A 24,937-nucleotide genomic window follows, 5' to 3' on the forward strand; every position below is an offset into this window, starting at 1 on the left:
CCCTCGTCGCCGGCTTCCAGGTCGACGGCGTCGGTGATGATGCCGGAGCCGATGCGCAGCGCGAGGCGGGCGGCGATCTCCTTGCCCTCGGCGGAGGACGGCACCAGCACGGCGGCCGGGGAGACGGCCTCGACGGCGGCCTGCAGGGCGTCGACCTTGGGTACGACCAGGTAGTCGGCGTACTCGGAGGCGTCGTGGGTGAGGACCTTGACGGCGCCGTGCTCGCCCAGCACGGCGGCGGTGCCGGCGGCACCGGCACCCAGCGCGACGGCGACCGGCTCGCCGATACGGCGGGCCAGCGTCAGCAGCTCCAGGGTGGGCTTGCGGACGGCACCGTCCACGTGATCGACATAGACGAGAACTTCAGCCATGGGAATGCTCTCCTGCGGATTGCGAAGTCTTGAGGGGGCGGTACGGGGTTGAGCCTCAGCGGGCCAGTGACCCTTAGATGAACTTCTGGCTCGCGAGGAACTCGGCAAGCTGCTTGCCGCCCTCGCCCTCGTCCTTGACGATCGTCCCGGCGGTGCGGGCCGGGCGCTCCGTGGCGGAGTCGACCGTGGTGTAGGAGCCGGCCAGGCCGACCTGCTCGGCCTCCAGGTCCAGGTCGGACAGGTCCCAGGACTGAACCGGCTTCTTCTTGGCGGCCATGATGCCCTTGAAGGACGGGTAACGCGCCTCGCCCGACTGGTCGGTCACCGACACCACGGCCGGGAGAGAGGCCTCCAGCTGCTCGGTGGCGGAGTCGCCGTCGCGGCGGCCCTTGACCGTGCCGTCCTCGACGGAGACCTCGGACAGCAGGGTCACCTGCGGCACACCCAGACGCTCCGCCAGCAGCGCCGGGACCACGCCCATCGTGCCGTCGGTGGAGGCCATACCGGAGATCACCAGGTCGTAACCGGCCTTCTCGACGGCCTTGGCCAGCACCAGGGAGGTGCCGATGGCGTCCGTGCCGTGCAGGTCGTCGTCCTCGACGTGGATCGCCTTGTCGGCGCCCATCGACAGCGCCTTGCGCAGCGCGTCCTTGGCGTCCTCGGGACCCACGGTCAGGACCGTCACCTCGACGTCGTCGTCGGAGTTCTCGGAGATCTGCAGCGCCTGCTCGACCGCGTACTCGTCCAGCTCGGAGAGCAGACCGTCCACGTCGTCCCGGTCGACGGTCAGGTCATCGGCGAAGTGCCGGTCGCCGGTGGCGTCGGGCACGTACTTCACAGTGACAACGATCCTCAAGCTCACGCCGGCTCTCCTACTGCATCGTCATTTTTCGGCTGCCTCTTGCAGGCAGCATAGGCGCCCCAAGCGGCCGATCCCGGTCGGGGCGGGCTGCGCTCCGACCGCAATATTACTCACCAGTACAACCAGTTCCCGCCCGCTAAGCAAGCGCTTTGAACTGTGACCTTCGCAACGCAGCGTAATCGGAACTCGACGGCCGCGCACCACAGCGGAAGGGGCGATGAGCCGATCAGTCGCGCAGGCCGCTGAACCGGCCCTGGTGGTAGAGCAGCGGTCGGCCGGCGCCTGCGGGGTCGCCGAGCCGCACCTCGGCCAGCACGACGCGGTGGTCCCCGGCGGGCACGCGCGCGACGACCCGGCACACCAGCCAGGCGAGGACGTCGTCGAGGACGGGCACCCCCTCGGGCCCCTCGCGCCAGGCGGTGGGCGCGCCGAAGCGGTCGGCGCCGCTGCGGGCGAACGTGGCGGCCAGTTCCTCCTGGTGGTCGCCGAGTATGTGGACGCCGACGTGGTCCGCCCGGGATATCGCGGGCCAGCTGGAGGCGCCCGTGCCGATCCCGAAGGAGAGCATCGGCGGTTCGGCGGAGACCGAGGCGAGGGACGTGGCGGTGAAGCCGACCGGGCCGGCGTCACCGCTCGCGGTGATCACGGCGACGCCCGCCGCGTGCCGCCGGAAGACGGACCGCAGGAGGTCGGGGGAGGCGAGTCGAGGGGCGCCGAGGTCGGGCGTGGCCGTCATGGGCATTTCCTTCTGCGAGGAGTGTCGAGCTGGACCGTGGCTGCTCAACAAGCCGGACAGCGCGCGCTCGCGGTGCGGGCGAGGTCGACGTGGACCCGCCCGAACAGAAGGAGTTCCGTAGGCATACGGTCAGGCTGACGATAGGTGCGGTGCACAGTCAAGTACGTTCCGGCATATGGGAGATGCCTCACCGTCGGCGCACCCGGTGTCAAACCGCCTCCCCGACCGCCGCGATGACGTCCGCCTTGCGCGGCTGGCCGGTGGCCCGCCGCACCACCCGGCCGTCGGCGTCGAGGACCAGTACGGTCGGCGTCTTGAGGATGTCGAGTTCGCGGACCAGGTCGAGGTTCTTCTCGGCGTCGATCTCGACATGGGCCACGCCCGGGACCATGCCCGCGACCTCGCCCAACACCCGCCGGGTCGCCCGGCAGGGCGCGCAGAAGGCGCTGGAGAACTGGACGAGCGTGGCGCGTTCGCCGAGCTCCTCGCCCAACTCGGCCGCGCCGAGCCTCTTGCCGTCGTCCCGCCCGCGCACCCGTACTCTCCCGCTCCGCCGCCGCTGCAGCACCCCATAGGCGCTCGCCGCCGCGAGCACCGCCACGCACACCACAAGTCCGGTCATCACCTGCACAGCATTCACGAGACTGCAAAGATTCCCGCCTCCCCCAAGTCTCCCCGTTGCGGAATGCTTGATTCATGGACATTGATGCAAGGGGGCCGCGCTTCGGCGCGGCCGTGACGACCGTCGTGCTGGCGGCCGTTCTGATCACGGGCAGCGTCTGGCTGCTGGCCTGGCAGACACTGGCGTTCGCTCTGGGCGCGGCGGGCGGGGTGGGCCGCTCGCCGTACGGCTGGCTGTTCCGTAAGGCCGTACGCCCACGGATCGGGCCGCCGACCGAGTTCGAGGCGCCGGAACCGCCGCGGTTCGCGCAGGCGGTGGGACTCGCCTTCGCGGGTCTGGGACTCGTGGGGTACGGGATCGGACCGGAGTGGCTCGGGCTCGCGGCGACCGGAGCGGCACTGGCGGCGGCCTTCCTCAACGCCACGTTCGGGTACTGCCTGGGATGCGAGATGTACCTGCTCGTGCGGCGGGTGACCGTACGCGCGGAGTAAAGGGGGCTTAAAAGCCCAAGGTCGATCACAGGGCGGAAGTGACGAGAATCTCTCGCCGTGCGGGCACCAGGGCTGGCTCCCCGCCCGTTCTTGGGGCACGATCTGCGAGATGCCGTAAACCTACGGCTGCGTAACTTAATGCCGGGAGCTTCCCAGGCAGAGCAGGAAGGGCTCACCCCGCCCATGGCAGAGCTTGTCTACCGTCCCGTCGTCGGATTCGCCCAGGCCCTGTTCAAGGCCTGGGACCTCAAGATCGACTGCCGGGGTTCGGAGAACATCCCGCGCTCGGGCGGCGCCGTGCTGGTGAGCAATCACATCAGCTACCTGGACTTCGTCTTCAACGGCCTGGCCGCGCTCCCGCAGAAGCGTCTCGTGCGTTTCATGGCGAAGGAGTCCGTTTTCCGCCACAAGGTCTCCGGTCCGCTGATGCGCGGGATGAAGCACATTCCGGTCGACCGCACGCAGGGCGAGACGGCCTACGCGCACGCCCTGGAGTCACTGCGGTCGGGCGAGATCGTCGGGGTGTTCCCGGAGGCGACCATCTCGCAGTCCTTCACGCTGAAGAGCTTCAAGTCGGGTGCGGCGCGGATGGCGCAGGAGGCGGGCGTCCCCCTGATCCCGATGGCCGTCTGGGGTACGCAGCGGCTGTGGACCAAGGGACACCCCCGCAACTTCAAGCGCAGCCACATCCCGATCACCATGAGGGTGGGCGAGGCGATCGAGGCTTCTCGGGACAAGTACGCCGGGGCCATCACGCGGCAAGTGCGGGAGCGGGTCAACGAGTTGCTGGAAGCGGCCCAGCGCGCCTATCCCGTGCGCCCCAAGGGACCGGACGACACCTGGTGGATGCCGGCGCATCTCGGGGGTACGGCGCCCACACCTGAGCAGGTGCGCGAGGCCGACGCTCGGTAGCGGGGCCGTCCGGGTCGAGGGCTACCGCGACGCCGTGGTGATCTGCGCGCCCGGGCTGAACTTCTCGAGCAGTTCGGCCAGTTCGGCGGCCGCCTTCTCCATGTCGGCGAGCGGCATCGGGGCCATGCCCTCCAGCAGGAAGACTGCCGAGACCGTCTCCTCCGTGAGCCTCGTACGGGGGCCCTGTCGCCAGTTCCAGCGGCGGCAGGTCACACCTTCCTCGTCCCGCCAGATCACCTCGCCGGCGTCGGGGTGCTCGATGGTCTCCTCTCCTCCGGCCACCGTCACGAAGTCCTCGTCGCCGGTGGCCCGTACGAGCCGCATCCCGCCCCGGATGCGATCGAGGTCCTCGCCGCCGACGGGGACGAGGTGCGCGACACTGATCGCGTTGTAGAGGTCGACCAGCACGTTGATGCGGGGCAGGCCCGCGTCCGACAGGGCCCTCTTCGCCAGCGCCTCCGCCGAGTTGCGGGTGCGTGACGGCTTCGAGCCGAACGCCGTGTAGCCCTCCCGCCAGGCCGCCATGTGCGGGTCCTCGTGCGGGGCGCGCCCGTCCAGACGTACAGCCAGACGGCGGGCCGCCTCGTCGAGGAGTGCCGAACTGGCGTCGGTGCTGGGCCCGTTGACGAGTCCGTGGGCCTCGATGGCGAGGTGCCTGAAGCCGGGTGCGAGGGCGCGCACTTCGTCGGACACGGTCAGGGAGAGGGTCATCGGGTGCCTCAGAGTGCGGTGGGGAGTGTTTTCCAGAGGTACGGCCGGTCGGGGGCGGCCTTGAGGACGCTCAGGACGGCCGGGTGCGGTTCAGCGTACAGGACTGGGTAGTCCATCTCGTTGGACTCCGGGTCGGGCGTGAAGGCCAACCGCTCTCCGTCGAGGGAGAACTGGGCGTCCACTCCGGGCTTGTTGCCCCGGGGGTCCTGGCGGTGCCAGGCACCGTTGAACCGCACGGCGACCAGGCCGTGCACCACGTCGAACCTCTGATAGCAGAGGGCGGTCGGGATGTCCTCGGCGCGCAGCAGGGCGGCCAGCGCGTGGGCCTTGGCGTAGCAGATGCCGGTGCCCTGCTCCAGGACGTCGGAGGCCCGCCAGGTCACGCGGAGATCGCCGGAGTCCTGGGAGTGCGGGATGGCGTCACGGACGAATTCGAAGGCCAGCCGCGCATAGGCATACGAGTCGACCGCTTCCTTGGCGAGGCGCGCGGCCACCTCTCGGACGACCGGGTGGTGGTGGTCGATGACCTCGTCGGCGGCCAGGTATGCGAAAAGGTCGGGGGTGTTCTGGATCAGCTCCATGCCCGCAGAGCATAGGAAGACGATCACTCCGGGTCAATCGATTTACGGAACTCCGTATATTTATGCAGCGTAGCAATGCACGGCGACCACCTGGGACGGGCTCCAGCGCTGTTCGACCGTGGCCAGCCTCGTCCAGCCCAGCCGTTCGTACAGGGCCGCCGCGGCGGTGTCGGACGCGACGACGTCGAGCACCGGATGCAGGCCGTGGTGCCGGGCCTCCGCCACCACTCGGCCCATCAGCAGGGCACCGATCCCGTGCCCTCTCGCCTGCGGGGCGACGAACAACCGGCCCACCACCGCGGCCTGTTCCCGGCTCGTGCCGTTCCGCTCGCTCCACAGGACAGGGGCCACGTCGCCTTCGCCGCTGCGGGAGAGGCTGACGTGGCCCGCGACACGGCCGTCCAGCTCGGCGACCCAGCTGCCCAGTGCGGCCTCCTGCGACAGCCACTCGCCGGGCCGGGCGGGCCAGTTCACCGGGTAACCGTCGCGGCGGTGGACCTCCGCCAGCACCCGCACGCATGCCTCGACGTCGTCATCGGTCCTCGGCCGGACCCGGCTCTGCGTCTTGTCCACCCCGGCATGCAAGCACAGACCGCCTCCGGTTCGGTACGCGCCCTAGCGCGCCATCTCCTCCTTCAGCGCCGCCACGAACGCGTCCACGTCGTCCTCGGTCGTGTCGAAGGCGCACATCCAGCGGACGACGCCGGCGGCCTCGTCCCAGAAGTAGAAGCGGAAGCGCTTCTGGAGGCGCTCGCTCACGTCGTGCGGGAGCTTGGCGAAGACGCCGTTGGCCTGGACCGGGTAGAGGATCTCGACACCGTGGACGGCGCGGACGCCCTCCGCCAGGCGCTGGGCCATCTCGTTGGAGTGGCGTGCGTTGCGCAGCCACAGGTCCTTGGCGAGCAGGGCCTCCAACTGCACCGACACGAACCGCATCTTGGAGGCGAGCTGCATCGACAGCTTGCGCAGGTGCTTCATGTGGGAGACCGCGTCCTGGTTGATCACCACGACCGCCTCGCCGAACAGGGCACCGTTCTTCGTCCCGCCCAGGGAGAGGATGTCGACGCCGACCGCGTTGGTGAACGTCCGCATCGGGACGTCGAGGGAAGCGGCCGCGTTGGCTATGCGGGAGCCGTCCAGGTGGACCTTCATGCCGTGCGCGTGGGCGTGGTCGCAGATCGCGCGGATCTCGTCGGGCGTGTAGAGGGTGCCGAGCTCCGTGGACTGGGTGATCGAGACGACCTGCGGCATCGCGCGGTGCTCGTCCTCCCAGCCCCAGGCCTGCTTGTCGATCAGTTCGGGCGTGAGCTTGCCGTCCGGGGTGGGCACGCTGAGCAGCTTGAGGCCGCCCATGCGCTCGGGGGCACCGCCCTCGTCGACGTTGATGTGCGCGCTCTCGGCACAGATCACCGCGCCCCAGCGGTCGGTGACCGCCTGGAGCGCGACGACGTTGGCGCCGGTGCCGTTGAAGACCGGGAACGCCTCGGCCGTGGCGCCGAAATGGCTGCGGACGACGCCCTGGAGGTTCTCGGTGTAGTCGTCCTCGCCGTACGCGACCTGGTGCCCGCCGTTGGCCAGGGCCAGGGCGGCAAGCACCTCCGGGTGGGCCCCGGCGTAGTTGTCGCTGGCGAAGCCGCGGACCTGCGGGTCGTGATGGCGACGAGCGTCGGTCTTCGGGGGGTTCACGGCTTCTCGGTCAGCCACAGACGGTTTCCGTTCACTTCGGCGGCGGGCTTGTCCCAGACACCGGCGATGGCATCGGCCAGGTCCCTGACGTCCGTGAAGCCCGCGAACTTCGCGTTGGGCCGGTCGGCGCGCATGGCCTCGTGCACCAGCGCCTTCACCACCAGGATCGTAGCCGCGGACGTCGGCCCGTCGGCGCCCCCGGCCTTGCGGAAGGCGTCCGCGAGAGCGAGCGTCCAGGCCTCGGCCGCGGCCTTGGCGGCGGCGTACGAGGCATTGCCCGCGGACGGCTTCGTCGCGCCGGCGGCGCTGATCAGGACGTAGCGGCCGCGGTCGCTGCGCTGCAGGCCCTCGTAGAAGGCGAGCGAGGTGTGCTGCACGGTGCGGATGAGCAGCAGTTCCAGGAAGTCCCAGTCGTCCAGGCTCGACTTGATGAAGGTCTCGCTGCCGCGCCAGCCGCCGACGAGGTGGACCAGGCCGTCGACGCGCCCGAAGTCCTTCTCGATGTGCTCGGCCCAGTCCCGGGTGGATCCCAGGTCCAGCAGGTCGACCGGCTCGCCGGTGACGCTGGCGCCGCCCGACGCGTAGCGTGCCGCGTCCACGGCCTCCGCGAGCCGCTCCGGGTCGTTGTCCGCGCCGACGACGGTCGCGCCCGCCTCGGCCAGCCGCAGCAGTGCCGCGCGGCCCGCGGGCCCGCCCGCGCCGGCCACCGCGATCACCGCACCGCTGAGAGCTCCGTTCCCCGCCATGTTCTTCGCCTCCTGAGCAGCCGCCTCGGCGGCCTGTGCAGTGTTCCCGGTGCCGCGATCGCTCACGCGGCGACCCGCTCGGCGTTCTGCGCCGTGATGCCCCGGGTCGAGGCGATCACATGACGAAGCTTCTTGGAGAGGGCCTCATAGAACATGCTCAGCGGAAACTCGTCCGGAAGCACGTCGTCGACGAGTTTCCGGGGCGGCAGCGACAGGTCGAGGGCATCGGGGCCCTTGGCCCACTTGGAGCCCGGGTGCGGGGCGAGGTAGGTGGAGACCAGCTCGTAGCCGGCGAACCAGTGGACGAGCTTCGGGCGGTCGATGCCGTCGCGGTAGAGCTGCTCGATGTCGGCGCACAGCTGGTTGGTGACCTCGGGGGCGCGCTGCCAGTCGATGAACAGCTTGTTGTCGGTCCAGCGGACGACGTCGTGCTTGTGCAGGTAGGCGAAGAGGAGCTGGCCGCCGAGCCCGTCGTAGTTGCGCACGCGCTCACCGGTGACCGGGAAGCGGAACATCCGGTCGAAGAGGACCGCGTACTGCACGTCACGGGCCTGCGGAACGCCGTCCGCCTCCAGCTTCACGGCCTCCTTGAAGGCGGTGAGGTCGCAGCGCAGCTCTTCGAGGCCGTACATCCAGAACGGCTGGCGCTGCTTGATCATGAACGGGTCGAAGGGCAGGTCGCCGTGGCTGTGGGTGCGGTCGTGGACCATGTCCCACAGCACGAAGGCCTCCTCGCAGCGCTTCTGGTCGTGGACCATCGCGGCGATGTCCTCGGGCAGCTCCAGGCCCAGGATGTCGACGGCCGCGTCGGTGACCCGGCGGAAGCGGGCGGCCTCGCGGTCGCAGAAGATACCGCCCCAGGAGAAGCGTTCCGGCGCCTCGCGCACGGCGATCGTCTCGGGGAAGAGGACGGCCGAGTTGGTGTCGTAACCGGCGGTGAAGTCCTCGAACTTGATGCCGCAGAACAGCGGGTTGTCGTAGCGCGTGCGCTCCAGGTCGGCCAGCCACTCGGGCCAGACCATGCGCAGCACGACCGCCTCCAGATTGCGGTCCGGGTTGCCGTTCTGCGTGTACATCGGGAAGACGACCAGGTGCTGGAGGCCGTCCGCGCGGTTCGCGGCGGGCTGGAAGGCCAGCAGGGAGTCGAGGAAGTCGGGCACCTCGAAGCCGCCCTCGGACCAGCGCCGGAGGTCCTTGACGAGGGCGGCGTGGTAGTCGGCGTCGTGCGGAAGCAACGGCGACAGCTCCTGCACCGCGTCGACGACACGCCGTACGGCGGCCTCGGCGTCCCCGCGCGCGGGCGCGCTCTCGGCCCCGAAGTCGATCGCCCCGTCCTTGGACTGCCATGGCCGGATCCGCTCCACGGCATCCTTGAGCACGGGCCATGCCGGGTGCTCCACCACCCTGGTCACGGGAGGAACCTGGTCCCCCGAAGCCGCCTGCACAAGAATTTCCGTCATGTCCCATCCTCCACGGGAGAAACTCGCGTATGGAGACCGTATACATACGAGCTTCCGTCCAGCAAGAGCAGTCTCGGGAAATTATCCTGCCCACGCCAATGGTCACCGAACTTTTTCCTGTCGAGTGCCATGAACGCGGGGATTCCGGGTAAGCGAGATCACTCTCCCGCACATCACCGCGATCCCTCGTGTACGTACGGGTCCATCACACGGCGTAGCCGTTAGGCTGCGGCTTTGCACCGAGCCGCCGTCGACGGAAGCGAGTTGAACCTTGAACTTCCTTACCATCGGTCATCGCGGAGTCATGGGTACCGAACCCGAGAACACCCTCCGTTCCTTCGTCGCCGCCCAGCAGGCCGGCCTCGACCTCATCGAACTCGATCTGCATCTGAGCAAGGACGGCGCTCTCGTCGTCATGCACGACACCGACGTGGACCGCACGACCGACGGAACCGGCCCGATCGCCGAGAAGACCCTCACCGAACTGCGCGCCCTGGACGCCGGCCGCGGGGAACGCGTCCCGGTGTTCGAGGAGGTCCTGGACGCCGTGCGGTCGCCGCTCCAGGCCGAGATCAAGGACATCGCGGCGGCCCGGGCTCTGGCCGAGGTCATGCTCCGGCGAAATCTGGTCTCCCGGGTCGAGGTGTCCTCGTTCCACGACGAGGCGATCGCCGAGATCGGCCGCCTGGTGCCCGGCGTACGGACCGCGCTGATCGGCAGCCGGTTCGGCCCCGACATCGTGGAGCGTGCCGTCGAGGCCGGTGCGGGCACGGTCTGCCTGAACATCCGCCGGATCACCCTGGAGGTCGTCGAGGCGGCCCGCAAGGCGGATCTGAAGATCATCGGCTGGGTGGTGAACACCCAGGACCATCTGCGGCTGGTGCGGGCCCTGGAACTGGACGGCGCGACGACCGACTACCCGGAGATCAAACGCACCGGCCGCTTCACCGCGTGAACCACGTGAACCGGGGCAGGAACGTCACACCAGTGGCTTGACCAGCAGCTCGAACTGCAGGTCGTCGCGCCGCGGAACGCCGAAGCGCTCGTCGCCGTACGGGAACGGTGTCATCTGTCCCGTACGGCGGTAGCCGCGCCGCTCGTACCAGGCGACGAGGTCGTTCCGCACCGAGATCACGGTCATGTGCATCTCGGTCACCCCCCAGGTCTCCCGGGCGATCCGCTCCGCCTCCGCGATGATCACCTTGCCGAGACCGCCGCCCTGAAGTGTGGGACTGACCGCGAACATCCCGAAGTACGCGTACGTGCCCCGGTGTTCGAGCTGGCAGCAGGCGACGACCTGGCCGTCCCGCTCCACCGTGAGCAGCCGGCCGTCGGACGACTTGATGACCGCGAGCACACCCTCCGGATCCGTCCGCTGCCCCTCCAGGATGTCCGCCTCGGTGGTCCACCCGGCCCGGCTGTCGTCTCCGCGGTACGCCGACTCGACCAGCGCGACGAGCGTGTCCACATCGGAGTCGGTGGCGTCACGGAAGGTGAGGCCGGCGGTGGTCTCCATGGGGCGCGTCTCCACTTCAGGGGCACGACTGGGGCAGGGTCGAGAGTAACGCCCCGGTTAGGCTCGCCCGCATGGTGCACGTACTGAGCGGCCGCGTCGTGCTGCGGCCCACGGATCCGGAGCGTTCCCGAGTCTTCTACGGCGATCAGCTGGGCCTCGCCGTGTACCGCGAGTTCGGCACGGGCCCGGAGCGGGGCACCGTCTACTTCCTCGGCGGCGGATTCCTGGAGCTGTCGGGACGGTCCGAGGCGCCACCGGCCGCGGACGTCCGGCTGTGGCTCCAGGTCCCGGACGTGACCGCTGCGCACGAGGAACTGCTGGCCAAGGGCGTCGAGATCGTACGGCCCCCGGTGAAGGAGCCGTGGGGGCTGGTCGAGATGTGGGTGGCGGACCCGGACGGCACACCGATCGTGCTGGTGGAGGTGCCGTCGGACCACCCGATCCGGTACCGGCCCGGAATCTGAACGCGGCCTCCGCCGACCGGCATCACACGTGGTGCCGGCCGTTTCGCCGACTTGGATATGCTCCGCCGACCGCCGTGGCCCCGAGGGCGTCGAGCAGTGGAGGAGCACATGAGCGTGGACCTGAACGCCCCGGCCTGGCACGGGCAGCGCTGGGCGGCCAGGATCGCCCTGGCGGCGGCCGCCCTCGCGGTGCTGCTCCCGCTCGGGTACGGCGGCCTCGACGGCGTACTGCTGCTGGCGGCCGGGCTCGCGGGCGGGGCCGTCACCGCGGCGGCGGTGTGGTGGACGCTGACCCGGCGCGGCCCGGCACGCTGGCTGGCGGCGGTGCTCGCGGCCGTCACCCCCACCCTGGTCGTCGTCCTCTTCGTGGTCACCCTGGGATGGGTGCTCGTGCTGTCGCCGGTGCTGTGGGCGGTGGCCGTGTGGAGCGGGCGGTACGCGCTGCGCAGCACCGGCACCCGGCCCAAGCGGATGAAGGAGCACCGGGCGCGGTCCGTGCGGCGGCCCTTCCTGCTCATGAACCCCCGCTCCGGAGGCGGGAAGGTGGAACGGTTCGGTCTGCGGGAGAAGGCCGAACGGCTGGGCGCGCGGGTCGTGCTGCTCGACCCGGAGCAGCACCAGGACGTGACCGCGCTGGCCCGGGCGGCCGTGGCGGAGGGCGCGGACCTGCTGGGCGTCGCGGGCGGTGACGGCACCCAGGCACTGGTCGCCGCCGTCGCCGCGGAACACGACCTGCCGTTCCTCGTCGTCTGCGCCGGTACGCGCAACCACTTCGCGATGGACCTCGGCCTCGACCGCGCCGACCCCGCGGCCTGTCTCGACGCGCTCACCGACGGCGTCGAACTCCGGGTGGATCTCGGCTTCGCCGCGGACCATCCCTTCGTCAACAACGCCTCCTTCGGCGCGTACGCGGCGGTCGTCCAGAGTCCCGCCTACCGCGACGACAAGATCGGCACCACTCTGGACCTCCTTCCCGACCTGCTCACCCGGCAGCGCGGCCCCCGTCTGACCGCGCGGATCGACGCCACGACGCTCGACGGCCCGCAAGCCGTGCTGGTGAGCAACAACGCCTACCGCACCGGCGACCCGGTGGGCCTCGGCCGCCGCGAGCGGCTCGACTCGGGGCTGCTCGGCATCCTCGGCGTCAAGGTGGACAGTGCGGCCGAGGCCGCGGCGCTGCTGCTCGATCCCGATCCGGAGGGTCTCGCGGTCCTGTCCGCGCGGGAGGTGGTCGTGGACGCCGACCAGCCGGAGATCGAGGTCGGCGTCGACGGCGAGGCCCTGGTCCTGCCCACCCCGGTCCACTGCCGCATCGTTCCCGGGGCGCTCCGCGTCCACGTCCCGAGGAAACGACCGGGTGTGCCGGAGGCGCAACCACGCCTGAACTGGCGCCAGTTGCGCAAACTGGCGGCGACGGCCGGGCGGGCGTGAGCCGGTTCCCTCGTCAGCGGGTACGCAGTTCAGCCCCCGTGGGGGCGAGCGGTGTCACCGTGACCTGGTCGATGACGGGGGCGTGGGCGGAGCGCTGGCCGAACGCGTTCGTGGTGTCGCCGGCGAAGTCGGGGAGTTCGTCGGCGGTGAACGTGATCGTGTTGGGGCCCGGGCGCAGGGTGACGGGCACGGAGAGGTTCCAGAAGTTGTTGAAGTGGAAGGTGGTGGGGAACAGAACGCGGTGCGCGGGGCCGCCGTTGACGCGGATGTCGGCGTGGCGGCAGACCGGGTCCGGGTTGTAGTGGGTGGAGGGGGGCTGCTCGCCGTTGGAGTAGCGCATCGTCAGCGCGTGGCGTCCGGGGCGGTCCGCCGTGACGGTCAGGGTGAGCGCGTTCGCGGGCCCGGCGCCGATGCCGTCAACCGCCTTGCCACCGACGGCGTACGGGTAACCGGTCACCCTCGCCGTGCCGGTCAGGACGCCTTGCTCGGCGGCGTACGCGGTGCTGGGTAGAAGGCCGCGAGAAGGGGCGATCCGCAGCCGGTCGACGATCAGCCGGTCCGACGTCCCGGTGACCGTCACCTTGTTGACGCCCCCGGCCAGGAAGAGCGGTACGGCGCCGCGCTCGACGCGTCCGATCTCCTCGCCGTTGACACTCCACACGCCCTCTCCGGGCCCGAGCAGGTCGACGGTCGCGGAGGCCTCGCCGTCGTCGGCCGCGTACGTCCAGAAGGTGACGGTGCCGCCCCGCGGGAGCACGGCGACCCCGGGCCCCGAGGCGCCGCGATGGGCGTGACTGACCCGGGCCCCGCCACCGAGGTCCGCGAACTCGGCGTCGTACAGGACGGTTTCGTCCTCGCTCCGCAGCAGGAGGTCCAGCTTGTCGACGACCGCGTCGCCCTTGGTGACGCCGAGGTCGGGGTCCTGGGCGGCGAGGGTGATCCGGTGCCGGCCCGCGGTCAGCTCCACCCGGGTGTCGGTGTGCCCCCAGACCGCCCACTTGTAGCCGAGCGGCAGCCGCAGTTCGCGAGGATGCTCGCCGTCGACGCGCAGGAAGACGTTGGTGGGGCCCTGCTCGCGCACCAGGTCGGCGAGGTTGTGCGAGCCCGCGAACACCGCGAGGTCGTACGTCCCGTCCTGCGGCACCTCGACGTCGAAGGCGAGCACGCCGTCGGAGCCGGTGCGCAGGCCGCCCACGTGGTAGCCACCGGAGGTCGCGAACCGGTCGACGGCGGACGGGGACCCCTCCGGGCCGTTCTTCGAGTAACCGTCTCCCGTGTAGCCGGCGTCCTCGGCCTCGTACGTCCGCCTCCAGCGGACCGCGGGCGGCAGGGCCACGGCCCCGTTGCCACCCGGCGACAGGATCACCTGGTAGGCGGACATCGCGTCGAGATCGGTGAGACCGAGCGTCACTTTCCCCTCCGCGACCGGCAGTTCCTCGTCCCGCAGTCGCAACGGCTGCTCTGCGGCGCCCACCTGCCCCGTCCAGGGAATCTCCACGAGACGGGCGTGGACCACGGCACCGAACACCTCCGCGTCCACGTCCTCGAAGACGACGTCCGCCGAGCCGTCCGCTCCCCCGAACAGCGCCCGCGCCTGTCGCTTGTCCCGGTCGAGGGTGGCGACGCCCTGGAGGGTGTACTGCTCGTTGGGGTGCGGGGCGAGCACGCGGACGGTGTTGCCGGTCAGCTGCCCGTAGGCGTTGTAGAGCCACCACTGGCCGTTGGCCTTGTTCGCCTCGACCGCCGAGTCGTTGAGGTTGCCGGCGATGTTCCAGTAGGCGAGGTCGGCGTCGACCTTCGACTCCTCGATCGCGGCGATCCACTGGATCATCTGTCCGGGCACGGAGACGTGGTAGTTGTGCGCGTACTCGTTGATGTTGACGGGCAGCGGGCCGATGCCCAACTCCCGTTCCAGTTCCCGGTACTTGGCGATGTTGGTGCGGACCTCGGCGGGCGAGGACAGCTCGTGCCAGGTGACGATGTCGGGCAGCACGCCGTGGGCCTTCGCGAACTCCAGGAAGTCCCTGACCTCGGGGTACAGGATGCAGGTGTTGGGCCCGGCCACGCGCGCGTCCGGGTCGAGGTCCTTGATGAGGCGGTAGGCGGCTTCCCAGGCGGCGAAGTAGGGGTCCGGCCGGTTCCGCCAGGAGACCTGGTCGTAGCTCCACTCCCCCTCGCCGAACATGTTGCCCTCGGGTTCGTTGAACGGCACGTACACGACGTGGTCCTTCAACTCCCCCAGGGTCAGGACGTGTTCGACCTGACGGCGGATCACGTCCAGATGTCCGGCGAGCCGCTCCTCGCCCGTGGCACCCGGCCACTCGTACGGAAACCCCCGGTAGAAGTCGGGCAGGTAGACGTAGACGTCCTTGCCGCCCGCCGCGACGAAGGCCGGCAGGATCTCCAGGGCGTCGCCTCCGGGATGCTGGGTGCCGTCCTGGGCCTTGGTCGTCACCGTGCGCGGGTACATGCCCTCGACCACGACGCGGCTGGGCACGCCGTCGCCGTAGAGCCCGTAGAGGGTGCCGCTCGCTCCCCCGTGGAAAGGCCCGGTCTCGGTCCCGAGATCGATGGTGAGCTTCTCGGGGGCGGGGCCTTCGGCTGCCACGGCATCCATCCTTCGTTCGACATTCCGTACGACAGTCGATGATCCGCACCGACCTGGACGAACGTAGAAAGCGCGGAGGGACCACGTCAACAGGCAGCGGGCTTCGAAACTTCCGAAACCGCAGGTCGGAGCCGTCAGGAGCGGAGCACTCCCAGACTTCCCTCCAGTCGGCCGAGCAGCTCCCCCAGCCGGCCGGCGAGTTCGTCCCGCGCCTCGGGGGTCAGGACGGACAGCACGGCCGTCTCGTACGCCAGTTGCTCGGGCAGGATCCCGTCGACCAGGTCGCGGCCGGCCTCGGTGAGCCGGACGTGGGCGACGCGGCGGTCGCGGGTGTCGCCCCGGCGCTCCACCAGGCCCCGCATGGTCAGCTGCTTGAGCCGCTTGGTGACGGCGGCGCCGGAGGAGAAGGTCTCGCGGGCCAGCTCACCGGGGGTCAGCTCGTGGCCGGTGCGGCGCAGCGCGCCGAGCAGGTCGAACTCGGGACGGCTGAGTCCCGCCCGGCGCAGGGGGGCGTCCTCGGCCTGCTGGAGGAGGGCCGCGCAGCGGTTGACCCGGCCGATGATCTCCATGGGGCCGGTGTCGAGGCCGGGGTGGACGGTCTGCCACTGCCGGACGACGGCGGCGACGGTGTCGTGCCTCGCCGGTTCCTCCGGTCGTCCGTTCGGTGCCGTCATGGGCGTGCGCCCTCCGCTCTGTGGTGCCGGATCGTCGCGGCGAGCGTACGGTGTCCGGCCTGTTCGGCGCGTACGACCCTCTCCTGGGGCAGGGCACGCTGCCACCATTCGCCCGAGGCGGCCTCGACGCCTGCGCGCAGGTCGACCAGGGCGGCGGCCAGGGCGCGGTGGGCCGCGTCCAGGCTGCCGGGAGCGGGGTGCGGCTCCGCGAGAAGGCGGGCGGCGCGGGCGCGGGCGCGTTCCACGGCGGCCAGCGCGTGCTCGACGCGATCGCCCGCGCGCCGGTTGGTGACGGCCATGGCGGCGACGAATCCGACCAGCGCCCCGACGAGGGTGTCCACGACCCGCTCGGTGATCAGCCGGCCCGGCTCCTGGTACCCGGCGAACTCGGTGATGAGCAGCGCCATCGGCGTGACACAGATGCTGCCGAGCCAGTAGTTGCGGCCCATGAGCGCCTCGGCACCGAAGTTGAAGGCGAGGCAGCACAGCACGAGGGCGGCGGGCCCGAGGTGGGCGAGCGGGACCACGGCGGCGAACACCAGCACGCCGACGAGGTTGCCGACGACGCGCTGGACGCCCCGGCTCCAGGTGAGGGTGACGTTGGCCTGGTAGAGCGAGGCGGCGGTGACCAGCGCCCAGTAAGGGCGGCCGATGCCGAGCGCGAGGGAGGCGTAACCGGCGAGGGCGCAGCCCAGGGCGGTGCGCATCGCGATCGGGGCAAGCGGTCCGAGGGCACGCCACCAGCGGCGGGCCGGGGCGGCGAGTTCGGCCTCCACGCCGAGGAGTTCGCTGTCGTACGGCGCCCGAGGGACCGGCCCTGTGCCACGCAGTTCGCCGGCCCAGGCGCGCAGGCGGTGCGGATCCGCGTCGGCGGGAGCGGCGAGGGCGACCTCGGCGCGGACCACGAGACGTTCGAGGGCCCGCCGGGTCTCGGAGCGGGCGCCGGCCGAGAGAAGGGTCTGCCAGGCGGCCTGCACGGCGGCATGGGCGGTTCCGCTTGCGTGCGGGCGCCGGTTCTCCGCGTACGCGGCAGCCGCGTTCAGCGCGTGGGCGGTGGCCCGTCGCTCCGGGCCGTGCGGCCGGAACAGGCCTGGGGCCATGCCGACCAGCCAGGCCCAGGCGCCCGCCGCGAGGGCCAGGGCGAGGTGGCCGGGCACCTGGGCGAGGGTCTGCGGGGCGAACAGGGAGGCGGAGCTGATGAAGGTGAGGACCACATGGCCCGGCGGGCCGATCCGGGTCGCGTCACAGAGCGCTTTCTGTGCGGCGGCCACCATCGCGCCGACGGTGACCAGCACCACCGCGCTGCCGCTGAGCGAGGCGGCGACCAGACCGACACCGAGGCCGGCGACCATGCCGAGCACCACCCCGGCCAGGGCGCGGGCCCGGGCGGCGTAGGGCCGGTGGTGGGCGTACAGCGCGCACAGGGACCCGGCCATGGTGTACATCGCCAGGTCGAGTCGGCCGAGGGCCAGGAGGATCAGGTTCGGCGGGGCGACCGCGACGACCACACTCAGGGCGGGCTTGAACCAGATGTCGGAGGGCCTGCCGAGCCGCAGCACACCGGCCAGCGGGAGACGGCGGACGCGCGGGGTGCGGGCAAAGGGGGTCGCACTGCTCATAAGTCAATACTTTAGCAGGTGTTTTACTAGTAAACGATCGACTTGCGGCCTCTCTGACCTGCTGTGCTCCGTCGCACGCTCCCCGCGTACACCCTTGCGCTCGATTGCGCGCCGCACGGCCCGGGCATTTCTTGACCGACGTCGAGCGGGGAGGTGGGCGTGCACGGACCGGCTTCGCCCGGCTGGCTGCTGGTGGCGCTCTGCGCGGCGACCGGGGCGTACTGCCTGCTGCGGATGCGCAGCAGCGTCGAGGAACAGCGCCGGGCCGCGGGCGGTGAGGCGCTGATGGGCTTCGGGATGGCCGCGATGGCCGTACCCGCCGCCGCGTTCACGCCACCGTCGTGGGCCTGGCCGCTCTGCGCGGCCGTGTTCGGCGGGGCCGCGTTGCGCACGCTGTGGGCGGCGCGCACCAGCAGCCATCATCTGCACCACCTGGTGGGGGCCGGGGCGATGGTCTACATGGCGGTGGTGATGGCAGCCTCCCCCGGGCACCACGGGGGCGCGGGAGTCCCCGTGGTGACGGGCGTACTGCTCCTCTACTTCGCGGGCTACGTCCTGCTGTCCGGCGCCCGCCTGATACCGGTGACCGCCGAGGGCGGAACCGTCGGCTGGGGCGACCGACCCGAACTCGCGCGTGCGTGTCGGCTGTCGATGGGCATCGCGATGGTGGCCATGCTGCTGACGCTCTGAGGCGGCCGGCCCGGGCATGGGGACGGCGTACGCCGCGTACGGCTCGAACTCGACAAGAACCGGGACGTGTTCGCCCTCCGCCCGCCCCGGAATTGGCCTCAAGCCACACCGGTCGGCGAGGATCGCACTATGCACACGCCGTCCGTCGACTCCCCGCCCCGCACCCCGGAGCACCGGACCGCCGCCCGCGCTACCGGTGTCCTCGCCCTGTGCTCGGTACTGCTGCTCGTCCTGGTCGCGGTCGAGTGGCATCCGTTGCTCACCGTGGACGGCGACATCGCCGACACCACCCACCGCTGGGCGGTCGACGAGCCGGGGGTGACGCACGCCTTCCGCATCCTCACGGACTGGGTCTGGGACCCCTGGGCGATGCGCATCGTGGCTGCGGTCGCGGTGGTGTGGCTGGTGTGGCGGCGCAACGCCAGGTGGACCGCCGTATGGCTGGCGGCCACCTGTGCGCTGGGCACACTGCTCCAGCAGGTCCTGAAGGCCGCGGTCGGCCGCCCGCGCCCCGTCTGGCCCGACCCCGTCGACACCGCGCACTTCGCGGCCTACCCGTCGGGCCACGCCCTGACGGCCACGGTCGTCTGCGGCCTCCTGCTGTGGCTCCTCCACCACTACGGCGCCGGCCGCGCCCTGTGGTTCACGGCCCTGGCCCTCGCGGTGATCTCCGTGATCGGTGTCGGCCTGACCCGTATCTGGCTCGGCGTCCACTGGCCCTCCGACGTGCTCGGCGGCTGGCTGCTGGGCGCGATGCTGGTGACACTGGCGGTGATGGTCCACCAGCGGTACCGGCCGTGAACGACGGCCCGACCCGGGTCTACGGCTTTGTGGGCCCGCCCGAGCTGCGCTCGACGGTACGGCCGGACGGCGAGGGCCCGCCGGCCGAGGCCTCGGAACCCTTCACCTTCGTCGTCGCCCTCGACCGCCGCCGGCGGGATGGGGTTCGCCCGGGCCGCTGGACGGTCCACGAGGTCACCAACCACTCCACGGGCTACTGCCCGGACCTCGATTCGTGCCAGGCGGTCGATCGTGTGTGGGGCGGACTTCGTCCGCGTGTTCTGCGGGGGCGAGGCCCCCGTCGGGTGGAACGCAGGCCCGTAAGATCATCGTATGACTGCCGTCTTGTTCGACTTCTCGGGAACCCTCTTCCGGATCGAGTCCACCGAGTCCTGGTTGAGGGCTGCTCTCGACGAGGCGGGACTTGCCCTCGCCGAGGCCGAGTTGACGCGAGCCGCGCTGGAGCTGGAGAGAGCGGGGGCGTTGCCCGGTGGGTTGGCGCCCCGGGCGCCGATGCCGGACGAGGTCGCCGCCGTATGGGGAATCCGGGACGAGAGTGCCGAGCTGCACCGGGCCGCGTACACCGGGCTCTCGCGACTGGTCCCGCTGCCGGATCCCGCCCTGCACGACGCGTTGTACGACCGGCACATGTCCCCCGCCGCCTGGGAGCCGTATCCCGACGCCGCAGAGGTCCTGCGCGCGCTGCGGGAGCGCGGGATCGGGGTGGGTGTGGTCAGCAACATCGGCTGGGACCTGCGACCCGTCTTCCGCGCACACGGACTCGATCCGTACGTCGACGTGTATGTGCTGTCGTACGAACACGGCGTCCAGAAACCGGACCCCCGGCTGTTCGAGACCGCCTGCACCGCGCTCGGTGTCGAGCCCCGGGACGTCCTGATGGTCGGCGACGACCGGCGGGCGGACGGCGGTGCGGTGGCGCTGGGCTGCGGGGTGCACTTCGTGGATCATCTGCCGACCGCGCAGCGGCCCGACGGCCTGCGGCCGGTCCTCGACCTGGTGGGCTGAGACCCGGGTCGGCACTTGGAGCCGACGCCCGGAATCGACACCAGAAAGATGTCCGAAAACGGGGTGGTCACCCCGCCGGAGTGGTCGCCTGAGGACACCATTGGGGCGTTTACCCGCCCACCCTGGACGATCCCCCGCGTCGCCCAGAGCAGGCGGCAGCCCCGACCAGGCCTTTCGCGGGCCGGTCCGGACGCATTTGAGTATAGTTGGCTGAGAGCCAGTCAACGCAGGAGTTACCGCATGTCCCCGCGCAGCGCCTCGGTCAACGAAGAGTTGCGCCGCCGTTCCCGGGAGCGGCTCCTGCAGGCGGCAATCGAGCTGGTCTCCGAGCGCGGTTACGAGGCCACGACCCTCGGCGACATCGCGGACCGGGCCGGTTCGGCACGCGGTCTGGTGTCGTACTACTTCCCCGGCAAGCGCCAACTCGTGCAGTCCGCCGTGCACCGGCTCATGCACCGCACGCTGGAGGAGGCCCTGGAGCGCGAGCCGCGCACCGAGGACGGCCGGGAGCGGATGGCCCGGGCCATCGACGCGGTCCTGGGCCTGGCCCGGGACCGGACCGTGCTGATGCGCCAGCACATGGCGGGCCTGCTGGACACCGACGGGTTCGTGCAGTGCCCGGAACAGCAGCGCCTCGCCGAGCTGCTGCGGGACACGATGGAACGGCACGGTTCGCAGACGGTCGAGACCGACTACCCGATGCTGCGCTCGCAACTCATGGGCGCGGTCTACGCGATGGTCGTACCGAACGTCCCGATGTCTCTGGCGACGCTGCGCGCCGAGCTGTTCACGCGCTACCGGCTGGACTGGGAGCAGGGCGTCCCGCCGGGCACCGAGGCGCCCGACGGGACGTACGACAGGGATCTGTCGCGTTTCTTCGAGACGGGCCGGGAATCCGGGGATCAGTCGAAGTAGTCCGGCTGCGTCTGAACGTTGAGCTCGCCGAGCCGCACCTTCTTGGCGGGATCCGTGCGCCGGTCGCTGAGCTTCAGGACATCGAAGCCCTTGGCGATGTCGTTCGAGTAGATGTAGCCGTTGTAGTAGTACGCCGACCAGGAGCCGCCCACCGTGAGCGCGTCGGTGGTCAGCGGGCCGCGCTCGAAGTACGCGATCTCCTTGGGCTTCGAGGAGATGGTGAAGTCCCAGACGGAGACGCCGCCCTGATACCACGCTTGGACCATGAGGTCCTTGCCCTTGACCGGGATCAGCGAGCCGTTGTGGGCCACGCAGTTCTCGGTGCCGGCCTGGTGGCGCGGGATCTTGTAGTAGCTGCGGAAGACGAGCTTGCGCTTGTCGCCCTTGCCAACGATGTCGTAGATGCCGTCGGCACCGCGGTTCGGACCGATCTGCGCGTTGCAGGTGGCCGCACCGCCGCCGCCCAGCTCGTCGGTGAAGACGACCTTGTTCGCCTTCTGGTTGAAGGTCGCCGAGTGCCAGAACGCGAAGTTCACGTTGTCCTGCACCCGGTCGATGACCTTCGGGTTCTCCGGGTCCTTGATGGAGAACAGGATGCCGTCACCCATGCAGGCGCCCGCCGCCAGGTCCTTGTCCGGAAGCACCGTGATGTCGTGGCAGCCGGTGGTCTTGGAGACGCCCGGGTTGGTGGGCGCACCAGGGTTGCCGCCACCGTCGGGGCCCTCGCCCGGGAAGAGCACCGGGAAGCTGACGACCGCCGCCTTCTCGGGCGCGTTCCGCGGCACCTTGATGACGGAGATGCCGTCGTGCGGCGGCTGGCAGTCGGGGTAGGTCGCGTTCGGCGAGTACGAGGAGACGTAGAGGTAGACGTTCCTGCGCTCGGGCACCAGCGTGTGGGTGTGCGAGCCGCAGGCGGTCTCCACGGCGGCGACGTACTTCGGGTTCCTCTTGTCGCTGATGTCGAAGACCTTCATGCCCTCCCACGACGACTTCTCGGTCGCGGGCTGGGTGGTGCTGCTGCAACTGCTGTCGCTGCGCGAGGAGTCGGTGGACAGGAACAGCAGGTTCCCGGAGACGGAGATGTCGTTCTGCGATCCGGGGCACAGCACCTGGGCGATGGTCTTCGGTGCCTTCGGGTTGCTGATGTCGAAGATGCGGAAGCCGTCGTAGTTGCCGGAGAAGGCGTACTTGCCCTGGAAGGCCAGGTCCGAATTGGTGCCGGGCAGTGCGTCCTTGGGGATGTTGACGAGGTGTTCGATGTTGTCGGAGTGGACGATCTCGTCCTGGCCGGGTATCTCGCCGTCGGTGATCGCCGCCTTCACCTCGGCCTCGGTGCTCTGGGAGACCCCCTTGCCCGCGGTCGGACCGTCCCCGGGGTCGGGGGTCGCGACGGCCGGTCCTGCGGTCAGCAGCGCGGCCAGGAGACCCGCGGCGGCCGCGGCAACTCCCAGTCGTCTGTGCCGGGTTCGGGACTCTTTCAACAGGATCACTGTTTTCCTCCCTGTGCCGTTCATGTGGAACGGTTCACGCGTCACCGCAGTATCGTCTGCACCATGCACAGATCAACAGAGGGCAACGAACTCGTAATGAAGGGACCACGGGTGACTACTGTGCTTTTCCGCCGCGCGCCCCTGCTGACGGCGGCCCTGGCCGCTCTCGCAGCCCTGGCCCTCGGGGGCTGCGATTCCGGCGCGGATCCCAAGTCGGTCTCGGCGACCGGGCCTTCGGTGCTGGCGCCGGGCAAGCCGGGCGAGGCGAACCGCACGCTGTCCGCTCAGGACGCTCAGGAGCAGCGGGCCGACGACGACACTCCCAACTCGGCGGACGTCTCGTACGCGCGGATGATGATCGAGCACCACGCCCAGGCGCTGGAACTGACCGAACTGGCCCCGGACCGCGCCGAGTCGGCGAAGCTCAAGGCACTCGCCGAGCGGATCTCGGCCGCACAAGGTCCGGAGATCGACGCCATGAGGGCCTGGCTGAAGGAGTACGACCAGCCCGAGAAGAGCGACGACCACACGCACGCCACGATGCCGGGCATGGCGACCGAGGCCCAGCTGAAGAAGCTGCGCGCGGCGAAGGGGAAGGCGTTCGACGAGCTCTTCCTCACGCTGATGATCACTCACCACGAGGGAGCGATCACCATGGCGACGGACGTGAAGGGGCAGGGCAACAACATCCGGATCGAGGAGATGGCCGACGACGTCGTCGCCCAGCAGACGAGCGAGATCAACCGGATGCGGGACATGCTCTGAACACGGTAGTTCGGCGTGCCGTGGTGTCAGGAATCCTGCGTCGCGCGCCTGGGAGACGAGCCGGAGCGACTTGCGGCAGATGTGCCCGGTCGCGCACATCACCGCGAGGACCGGGTCGATGCCGTCCTCCTGGGCGGCTCGGTACTGCTGGGCGATCAACCAGCGCCCTTCCATGCCGCGCGGCCAGGCGGGGCGGGCACGGCTGACCAGTTGCTCCGCGGCACCCGAAGACGTCAGCGCCGGCTGCGCCCGTACGCCCTCCAGGGACACGCCGCCTTCGGCCACCACGGCGAGCACGCACGCAACGTAACCAAATGATCACATTCCATGCGAACGGACACTCATACGCATGCCACGCGCGGCACCCTGTCAGCGGAGCGGTGGCGGTGCGATCCTGGAAGCATGCGTGTCGCCGTCGTCGGCTCCGGGCCCAGCGGGTGCTACACCGCCCAGAGCCTCGTGCAGCAGGATCCCGACGTGCTCGTCGACGTCCTGGACCGGCTGCCGTGCCCGTACGGCCTGGTGCGTTACGGAGTGGCACCGGACCACGAGAAGATCAAATCGCTCCAGAACAACCTGCGGACGGTCCTGGAGCACGAGCGGGTGCGGTTTCTCGGAGGCATCGGGATCGGCCCGGGCGGGGTGCCGGCCGCGCGGCTGCGCGAGCTGTACCACGCCGTCGTGTACTGCGTGGGCGCCGCGACCGACCGGCATCTGGGGATCCCGGGCGAGGATCTGCCGGGCAGCTGGTCGGCGACGGAGTTCGTGTCCTGGTACAGCGCGCATCCGGACTCCACAGCCGACGGTTTCGTGGTCGGCGCCCGGTCGGCGGTGGTCATCGGTGTGGGGAACGTGGCGGTCGACGTGACGCGGATGCTGGCCCGCGGGGTGACGGAGCTCAGCCCGACCGACATGCCGCATCCGGCACTCACCGCGCTGGCCGCCAGCCACGTGACGGACGTCCACATGGTGGGTCGGCGGGGCCCCTCCCAGGCCCGCTTCACCACCAAGGAGCTGCGCGAGCTGGGTTCCCTGCCGGACACCGAAGTGGTCGTGGACGCGGCGGAGTTGGCGCTGGACCCGGCGTATCTCGACCCCTCTCCCCTGTCGGCGCCACAGCGCCGGAACGTGGAGGTGCTGCGAGGCTGGGCGGCCGCGGAGTCTCGACCGACCTCCCGCAGAATCTCGTTGCGCTTCTTCCTGCGGCCCGTCGAACTCCTCGCCGACGGCGGCCGCGTGGGCGCGGTCCGCTTCGAGAGGACGGTGCCGGACGGGCGCGGCGGTGTGCGCGGCACCGGTGAATTCGAGGAGATCGAGGCCCAGTTGGTGCTGCGCTCGGTGGGCTACCGGGGCATGCCGGTGGAGGGGCTGCCGTTCGACGCGGAGAGCGGCACGGTACCCAACGTCGACGGGCGGGTCGTGCACGGCTGTTCCGCCGTCCCGGGAGAGTACGTGGCCGGCTGGATCAAGCGCGGCCCGACCGGCGTGATCGGCACCAACCGCCCGGACGCCAAGGAAACGGTGACCTCGTTGCTCGAGGACGCCCCCACGCTCGTACACAAAGATCTGCCCGAGGACCCACTCGACGCGCTGCGGGCAGCGGGCGCCGAACCGGTGGAGTGGGCGGGCTGGTGCGCGATCGAGCGGGCGGAGGCGGAGCTCGGTGCGTCCCTGGGCCGGGGCGTGGTGAAACTCCCGGACTGGCAGTCCCTGATGAACGCGGTGCACGGCAGTGCCTCTTAGGGGGCGTGGACCCCCTGGCCCGCACCGGGCAACGAAGC

At 70.5% G+C, this 24,937-nt stretch carries 25 protein-coding genes and 2 pseudogenes; 11 read left to right on the top strand and 16 right to left on the bottom strand.

The genetic code is table 11. The features are described 5' to 3' along the window. The 4 genes and pseudogenes from AQJ46_RS22715 to AQJ46_RS22730 all read right to left on the bottom strand — a co-directional run. A pseudogene (locus tag AQJ46_RS22715) lies at positions 1-371 on the bottom strand (electron transfer flavoprotein subunit alpha/FixB family protein); the annotation flags it as partial. A gap of 73 nt (positions 372-444) precedes the next feature. Next, a complete protein-coding gene (locus AQJ46_RS22720; protein WP_059207357.1) occupies positions 445-1,233 on the bottom strand; it encodes an electron transfer flavoprotein subunit beta/FixA family protein in 789 nt (262 codons plus the stop codon). A gap of 226 nt (positions 1,234-1,459) precedes the next feature. Beyond that, the gene (locus AQJ46_RS22725) at positions 1,460-1,969 is read right to left on the bottom strand and encodes a flavin reductase family protein (protein WP_059207358.1); all 510 of its coding nucleotides are present in this window, start codon (positions 1,967-1,969) and stop codon (positions 1,460-1,462) included. Between the two features lie 208 nt (positions 1,970-2,177). Then, positions 2,178-2,591 carry a TlpA family protein disulfide reductase gene (locus tag AQJ46_RS22730; protein WP_062051245.1) on the bottom strand — a complete coding sequence of 138 codons (414 nt, stop codon included), beginning with the start codon at positions 2,589-2,591 and terminating at the stop codon, positions 2,178-2,180. A 74-nt stretch (positions 2,592-2,665) separates the two neighbouring features. On the opposite strand from AQJ46_RS22730, the gene AQJ46_RS22735 reads away from it, so the two are divergent. Further along, a complete protein-coding gene (locus AQJ46_RS22735) occupies positions 2,666-3,082 on the top strand; it encodes a DUF4395 domain-containing protein (RefSeq protein ID WP_059207360.1) in 417 nt (138 codons plus the stop codon). A 183-nt stretch (positions 3,083-3,265) separates the two neighbouring features. Beyond that, on the top strand, positions 3,266-3,994 hold the full coding sequence (locus AQJ46_RS22740; protein ID WP_057609733.1) for a lysophospholipid acyltransferase family protein: 729 nt from the start codon (positions 3,266-3,268) through the stop codon (positions 3,992-3,994). A gap of 21 nt (positions 3,995-4,015) precedes the next feature. Here the strand turns inward: AQJ46_RS22740 and AQJ46_RS22745 are convergent, their stop codons facing one another. The 6 genes from AQJ46_RS22745 to AQJ46_RS22770 all read right to left on the bottom strand — a co-directional run bounded on the left by AQJ46_RS22745 (position 4,016) and on the right by AQJ46_RS22770 (position 9,178). Beyond that, a complete protein-coding gene (locus AQJ46_RS22745) occupies positions 4,016-4,705 on the bottom strand; it encodes a B3/B4 domain-containing protein (protein ID WP_059207361.1) in 690 nt (229 codons plus the stop codon). Between the two features lie 8 nt (positions 4,706-4,713). Next, positions 4,714-5,286 (bottom strand): transglutaminase-like domain-containing protein, encoded by a 573-nt coding sequence (locus AQJ46_RS22750; protein ID WP_059207362.1) that lies wholly within the window; start codon positions 5,284-5,286, stop codon positions 4,714-4,716. Between the two features lie 60 nt (positions 5,287-5,346). Beyond that, positions 5,347-5,859 (bottom strand): GNAT family N-acetyltransferase, encoded by a 513-nt coding sequence (locus tag AQJ46_RS22755; RefSeq protein WP_079072396.1) that lies wholly within the window; start codon positions 5,857-5,859, stop codon positions 5,347-5,349. Between the two features lie 42 nt (positions 5,860-5,901). Then, the gene (locus tag AQJ46_RS22760; protein ID WP_059207364.1) at positions 5,902-6,972 is read right to left on the bottom strand and encodes a threonine aldolase family protein; all 1,071 of its coding nucleotides are present in this window, start codon (positions 6,970-6,972) and stop codon (positions 5,902-5,904) included. Continuing rightward, positions 6,969-7,718, bottom strand: a complete 750-nt coding sequence (locus AQJ46_RS22765) for an SDR family oxidoreductase (protein WP_059207365.1) — start codon at positions 7,716-7,718, stop codon at positions 6,969-6,971. The genes AQJ46_RS22760 and AQJ46_RS22765 overlap by 4 nt, the downstream gene beginning before the upstream one ends. A 62-nt stretch (positions 7,719-7,780) precedes the next feature. Beyond that, complete coding sequence (locus tag AQJ46_RS22770) at positions 7,781-9,178, bottom strand: DUF6421 family protein (protein WP_057609738.1); 1,398 nt, start codon at positions 9,176-9,178, stop codon at positions 7,781-7,783. A 271-nt stretch (positions 9,179-9,449) separates the two neighbouring features. On the opposite strand from AQJ46_RS22770, the gene AQJ46_RS22775 reads away from it, so the two are divergent. Then, positions 9,450-10,133: a glycerophosphodiester phosphodiesterase gene (locus AQJ46_RS22775; RefSeq protein WP_057609739.1), complete on the top strand. Its 684-nt coding sequence runs from the start codon at positions 9,450-9,452 to the stop codon at positions 10,131-10,133. A 24-nt stretch (positions 10,134-10,157) separates the two neighbouring features. Here the strand turns inward: AQJ46_RS22775 and AQJ46_RS22780 are convergent, their stop codons facing one another. After that, positions 10,158-10,694 (bottom strand): GNAT family N-acetyltransferase, encoded by a 537-nt coding sequence (locus tag AQJ46_RS22780; RefSeq protein ID WP_059207366.1) that lies wholly within the window; start codon positions 10,692-10,694, stop codon positions 10,158-10,160. Positions 10,695-10,765: 71 nt separating this feature from the next. Here AQJ46_RS22780 and AQJ46_RS22785 point away from each other — a divergent pair, with 71 nt between their 5' ends. After that, positions 10,766-11,158, top strand: coding sequence for a VOC family protein (locus AQJ46_RS22785; RefSeq protein ID WP_059207367.1), 393 nt, complete (start codon positions 10,766-10,768; stop codon positions 11,156-11,158). Between the two features lie 108 nt (positions 11,159-11,266). Next, on the top strand, positions 11,267-12,589 hold the full coding sequence (locus AQJ46_RS22790; RefSeq protein ID WP_059207368.1) for a diacylglycerol/lipid kinase family protein: 1,323 nt from the start codon (positions 11,267-11,269) through the stop codon (positions 12,587-12,589). A 13-nt stretch (positions 12,590-12,602) separates the two neighbouring features. Here the strand turns inward: AQJ46_RS22790 and AQJ46_RS22795 are convergent, their stop codons facing one another. The 3 genes from AQJ46_RS22795 to AQJ46_RS22805 form a co-directional block, all read right to left on the bottom strand. Then, complete coding sequence (locus AQJ46_RS22795; protein WP_107117322.1) at positions 12,603-15,206, bottom strand: cellulosome protein; 2,604 nt, start codon at positions 15,204-15,206, stop codon at positions 12,603-12,605. A 125-nt stretch (positions 15,207-15,331) separates the two neighbouring features. Beyond that, on the bottom strand, positions 15,332-15,871 hold the full coding sequence (locus AQJ46_RS22800; RefSeq protein WP_059207369.1) for a MarR family winged helix-turn-helix transcriptional regulator: 540 nt from the start codon (positions 15,869-15,871) through the stop codon (positions 15,332-15,334). Further along, positions 15,868-17,490: an FUSC family protein gene (locus AQJ46_RS22805; protein WP_059207370.1), complete on the bottom strand. Its 1,623-nt coding sequence runs from the start codon at positions 17,488-17,490 to the stop codon at positions 15,868-15,870. Before AQJ46_RS22805 ends, AQJ46_RS22800 begins: the two co-directional genes overlap by 4 nt. A gap of 159 nt (positions 17,491-17,649) precedes the next feature. On the opposite strand from AQJ46_RS22805, the gene AQJ46_RS22810 reads away from it, so the two are divergent. The 4 genes from AQJ46_RS22810 (at position 17,650) to AQJ46_RS22825 (ending at position 20,901) form a co-directional block, all read left to right on the top strand. Further along, on the top strand, positions 17,650-18,180 hold the full coding sequence (locus tag AQJ46_RS22810; protein WP_059207684.1) for a DUF5134 domain-containing protein: 531 nt from the start codon (positions 17,650-17,652) through the stop codon (positions 18,178-18,180). 129 nt (positions 18,181-18,309) lie between these two features. After that, positions 18,310-18,981, top strand: a complete 672-nt coding sequence (locus AQJ46_RS22815; protein ID WP_059207371.1) for a phosphatase PAP2 family protein — start codon at positions 18,310-18,312, stop codon at positions 18,979-18,981. 312 nt (positions 18,982-19,293) lie between these two features. Beyond that, positions 19,294-19,986, top strand: a complete 693-nt coding sequence (locus AQJ46_RS22820) for an HAD family hydrolase (RefSeq protein ID WP_059207372.1) — start codon at positions 19,294-19,296, stop codon at positions 19,984-19,986. Between the two features lie 240 nt (positions 19,987-20,226). Beyond that, the gene (locus AQJ46_RS22825) at positions 20,227-20,901 is read left to right on the top strand and encodes a TetR/AcrR family transcriptional regulator (protein WP_057609749.1); all 675 of its coding nucleotides are present in this window, start codon (positions 20,227-20,229) and stop codon (positions 20,899-20,901) included. Here AQJ46_RS22825 and AQJ46_RS22830 read toward each other — a convergent pair. Then, complete coding sequence (locus tag AQJ46_RS22830) at positions 20,889-22,391, bottom strand: LVIVD repeat-containing protein (RefSeq protein ID WP_059207373.1); 1,503 nt, start codon at positions 22,389-22,391, stop codon at positions 20,889-20,891. The genes AQJ46_RS22825 and AQJ46_RS22830 overlap by 13 nt on opposite strands. Before the next feature lie 96 nt (positions 22,392-22,487). Here AQJ46_RS22830 and AQJ46_RS22835 point away from each other — a divergent pair, with 96 nt between their 5' ends. Then, complete coding sequence (locus AQJ46_RS22835; protein ID WP_059207374.1) at positions 22,488-23,156, top strand: DUF305 domain-containing protein; 669 nt, start codon at positions 22,488-22,490, stop codon at positions 23,154-23,156. 12 nt (positions 23,157-23,168) lie between these two features. On the opposite strand, the pseudogene AQJ46_RS57280 reads toward AQJ46_RS22835, so the two are convergent. Then, a pseudogene (locus AQJ46_RS57280) lies at positions 23,169-23,363 on the bottom strand (DUF6214 family protein); the annotation flags it as partial. Positions 23,364-23,558: 195 nt separating this feature from the next. On the opposite strand from AQJ46_RS57280, the gene AQJ46_RS22840 reads away from it, so the two are divergent. Then, positions 23,559-24,899: an FAD-dependent oxidoreductase gene (locus tag AQJ46_RS22840; protein WP_059207375.1), complete on the top strand. Its 1,341-nt coding sequence runs from the start codon at positions 23,559-23,561 to the stop codon at positions 24,897-24,899. Positions 24,900-24,937 lie beyond the last annotated feature (38 nt).

This window comes from Streptomyces canus (assembly GCF_001514145.1).
Taxonomy (GTDB): domain Bacteria; phylum Actinomycetota; class Actinomycetes; order Streptomycetales; family Streptomycetaceae; genus Streptomyces; species Streptomyces canus.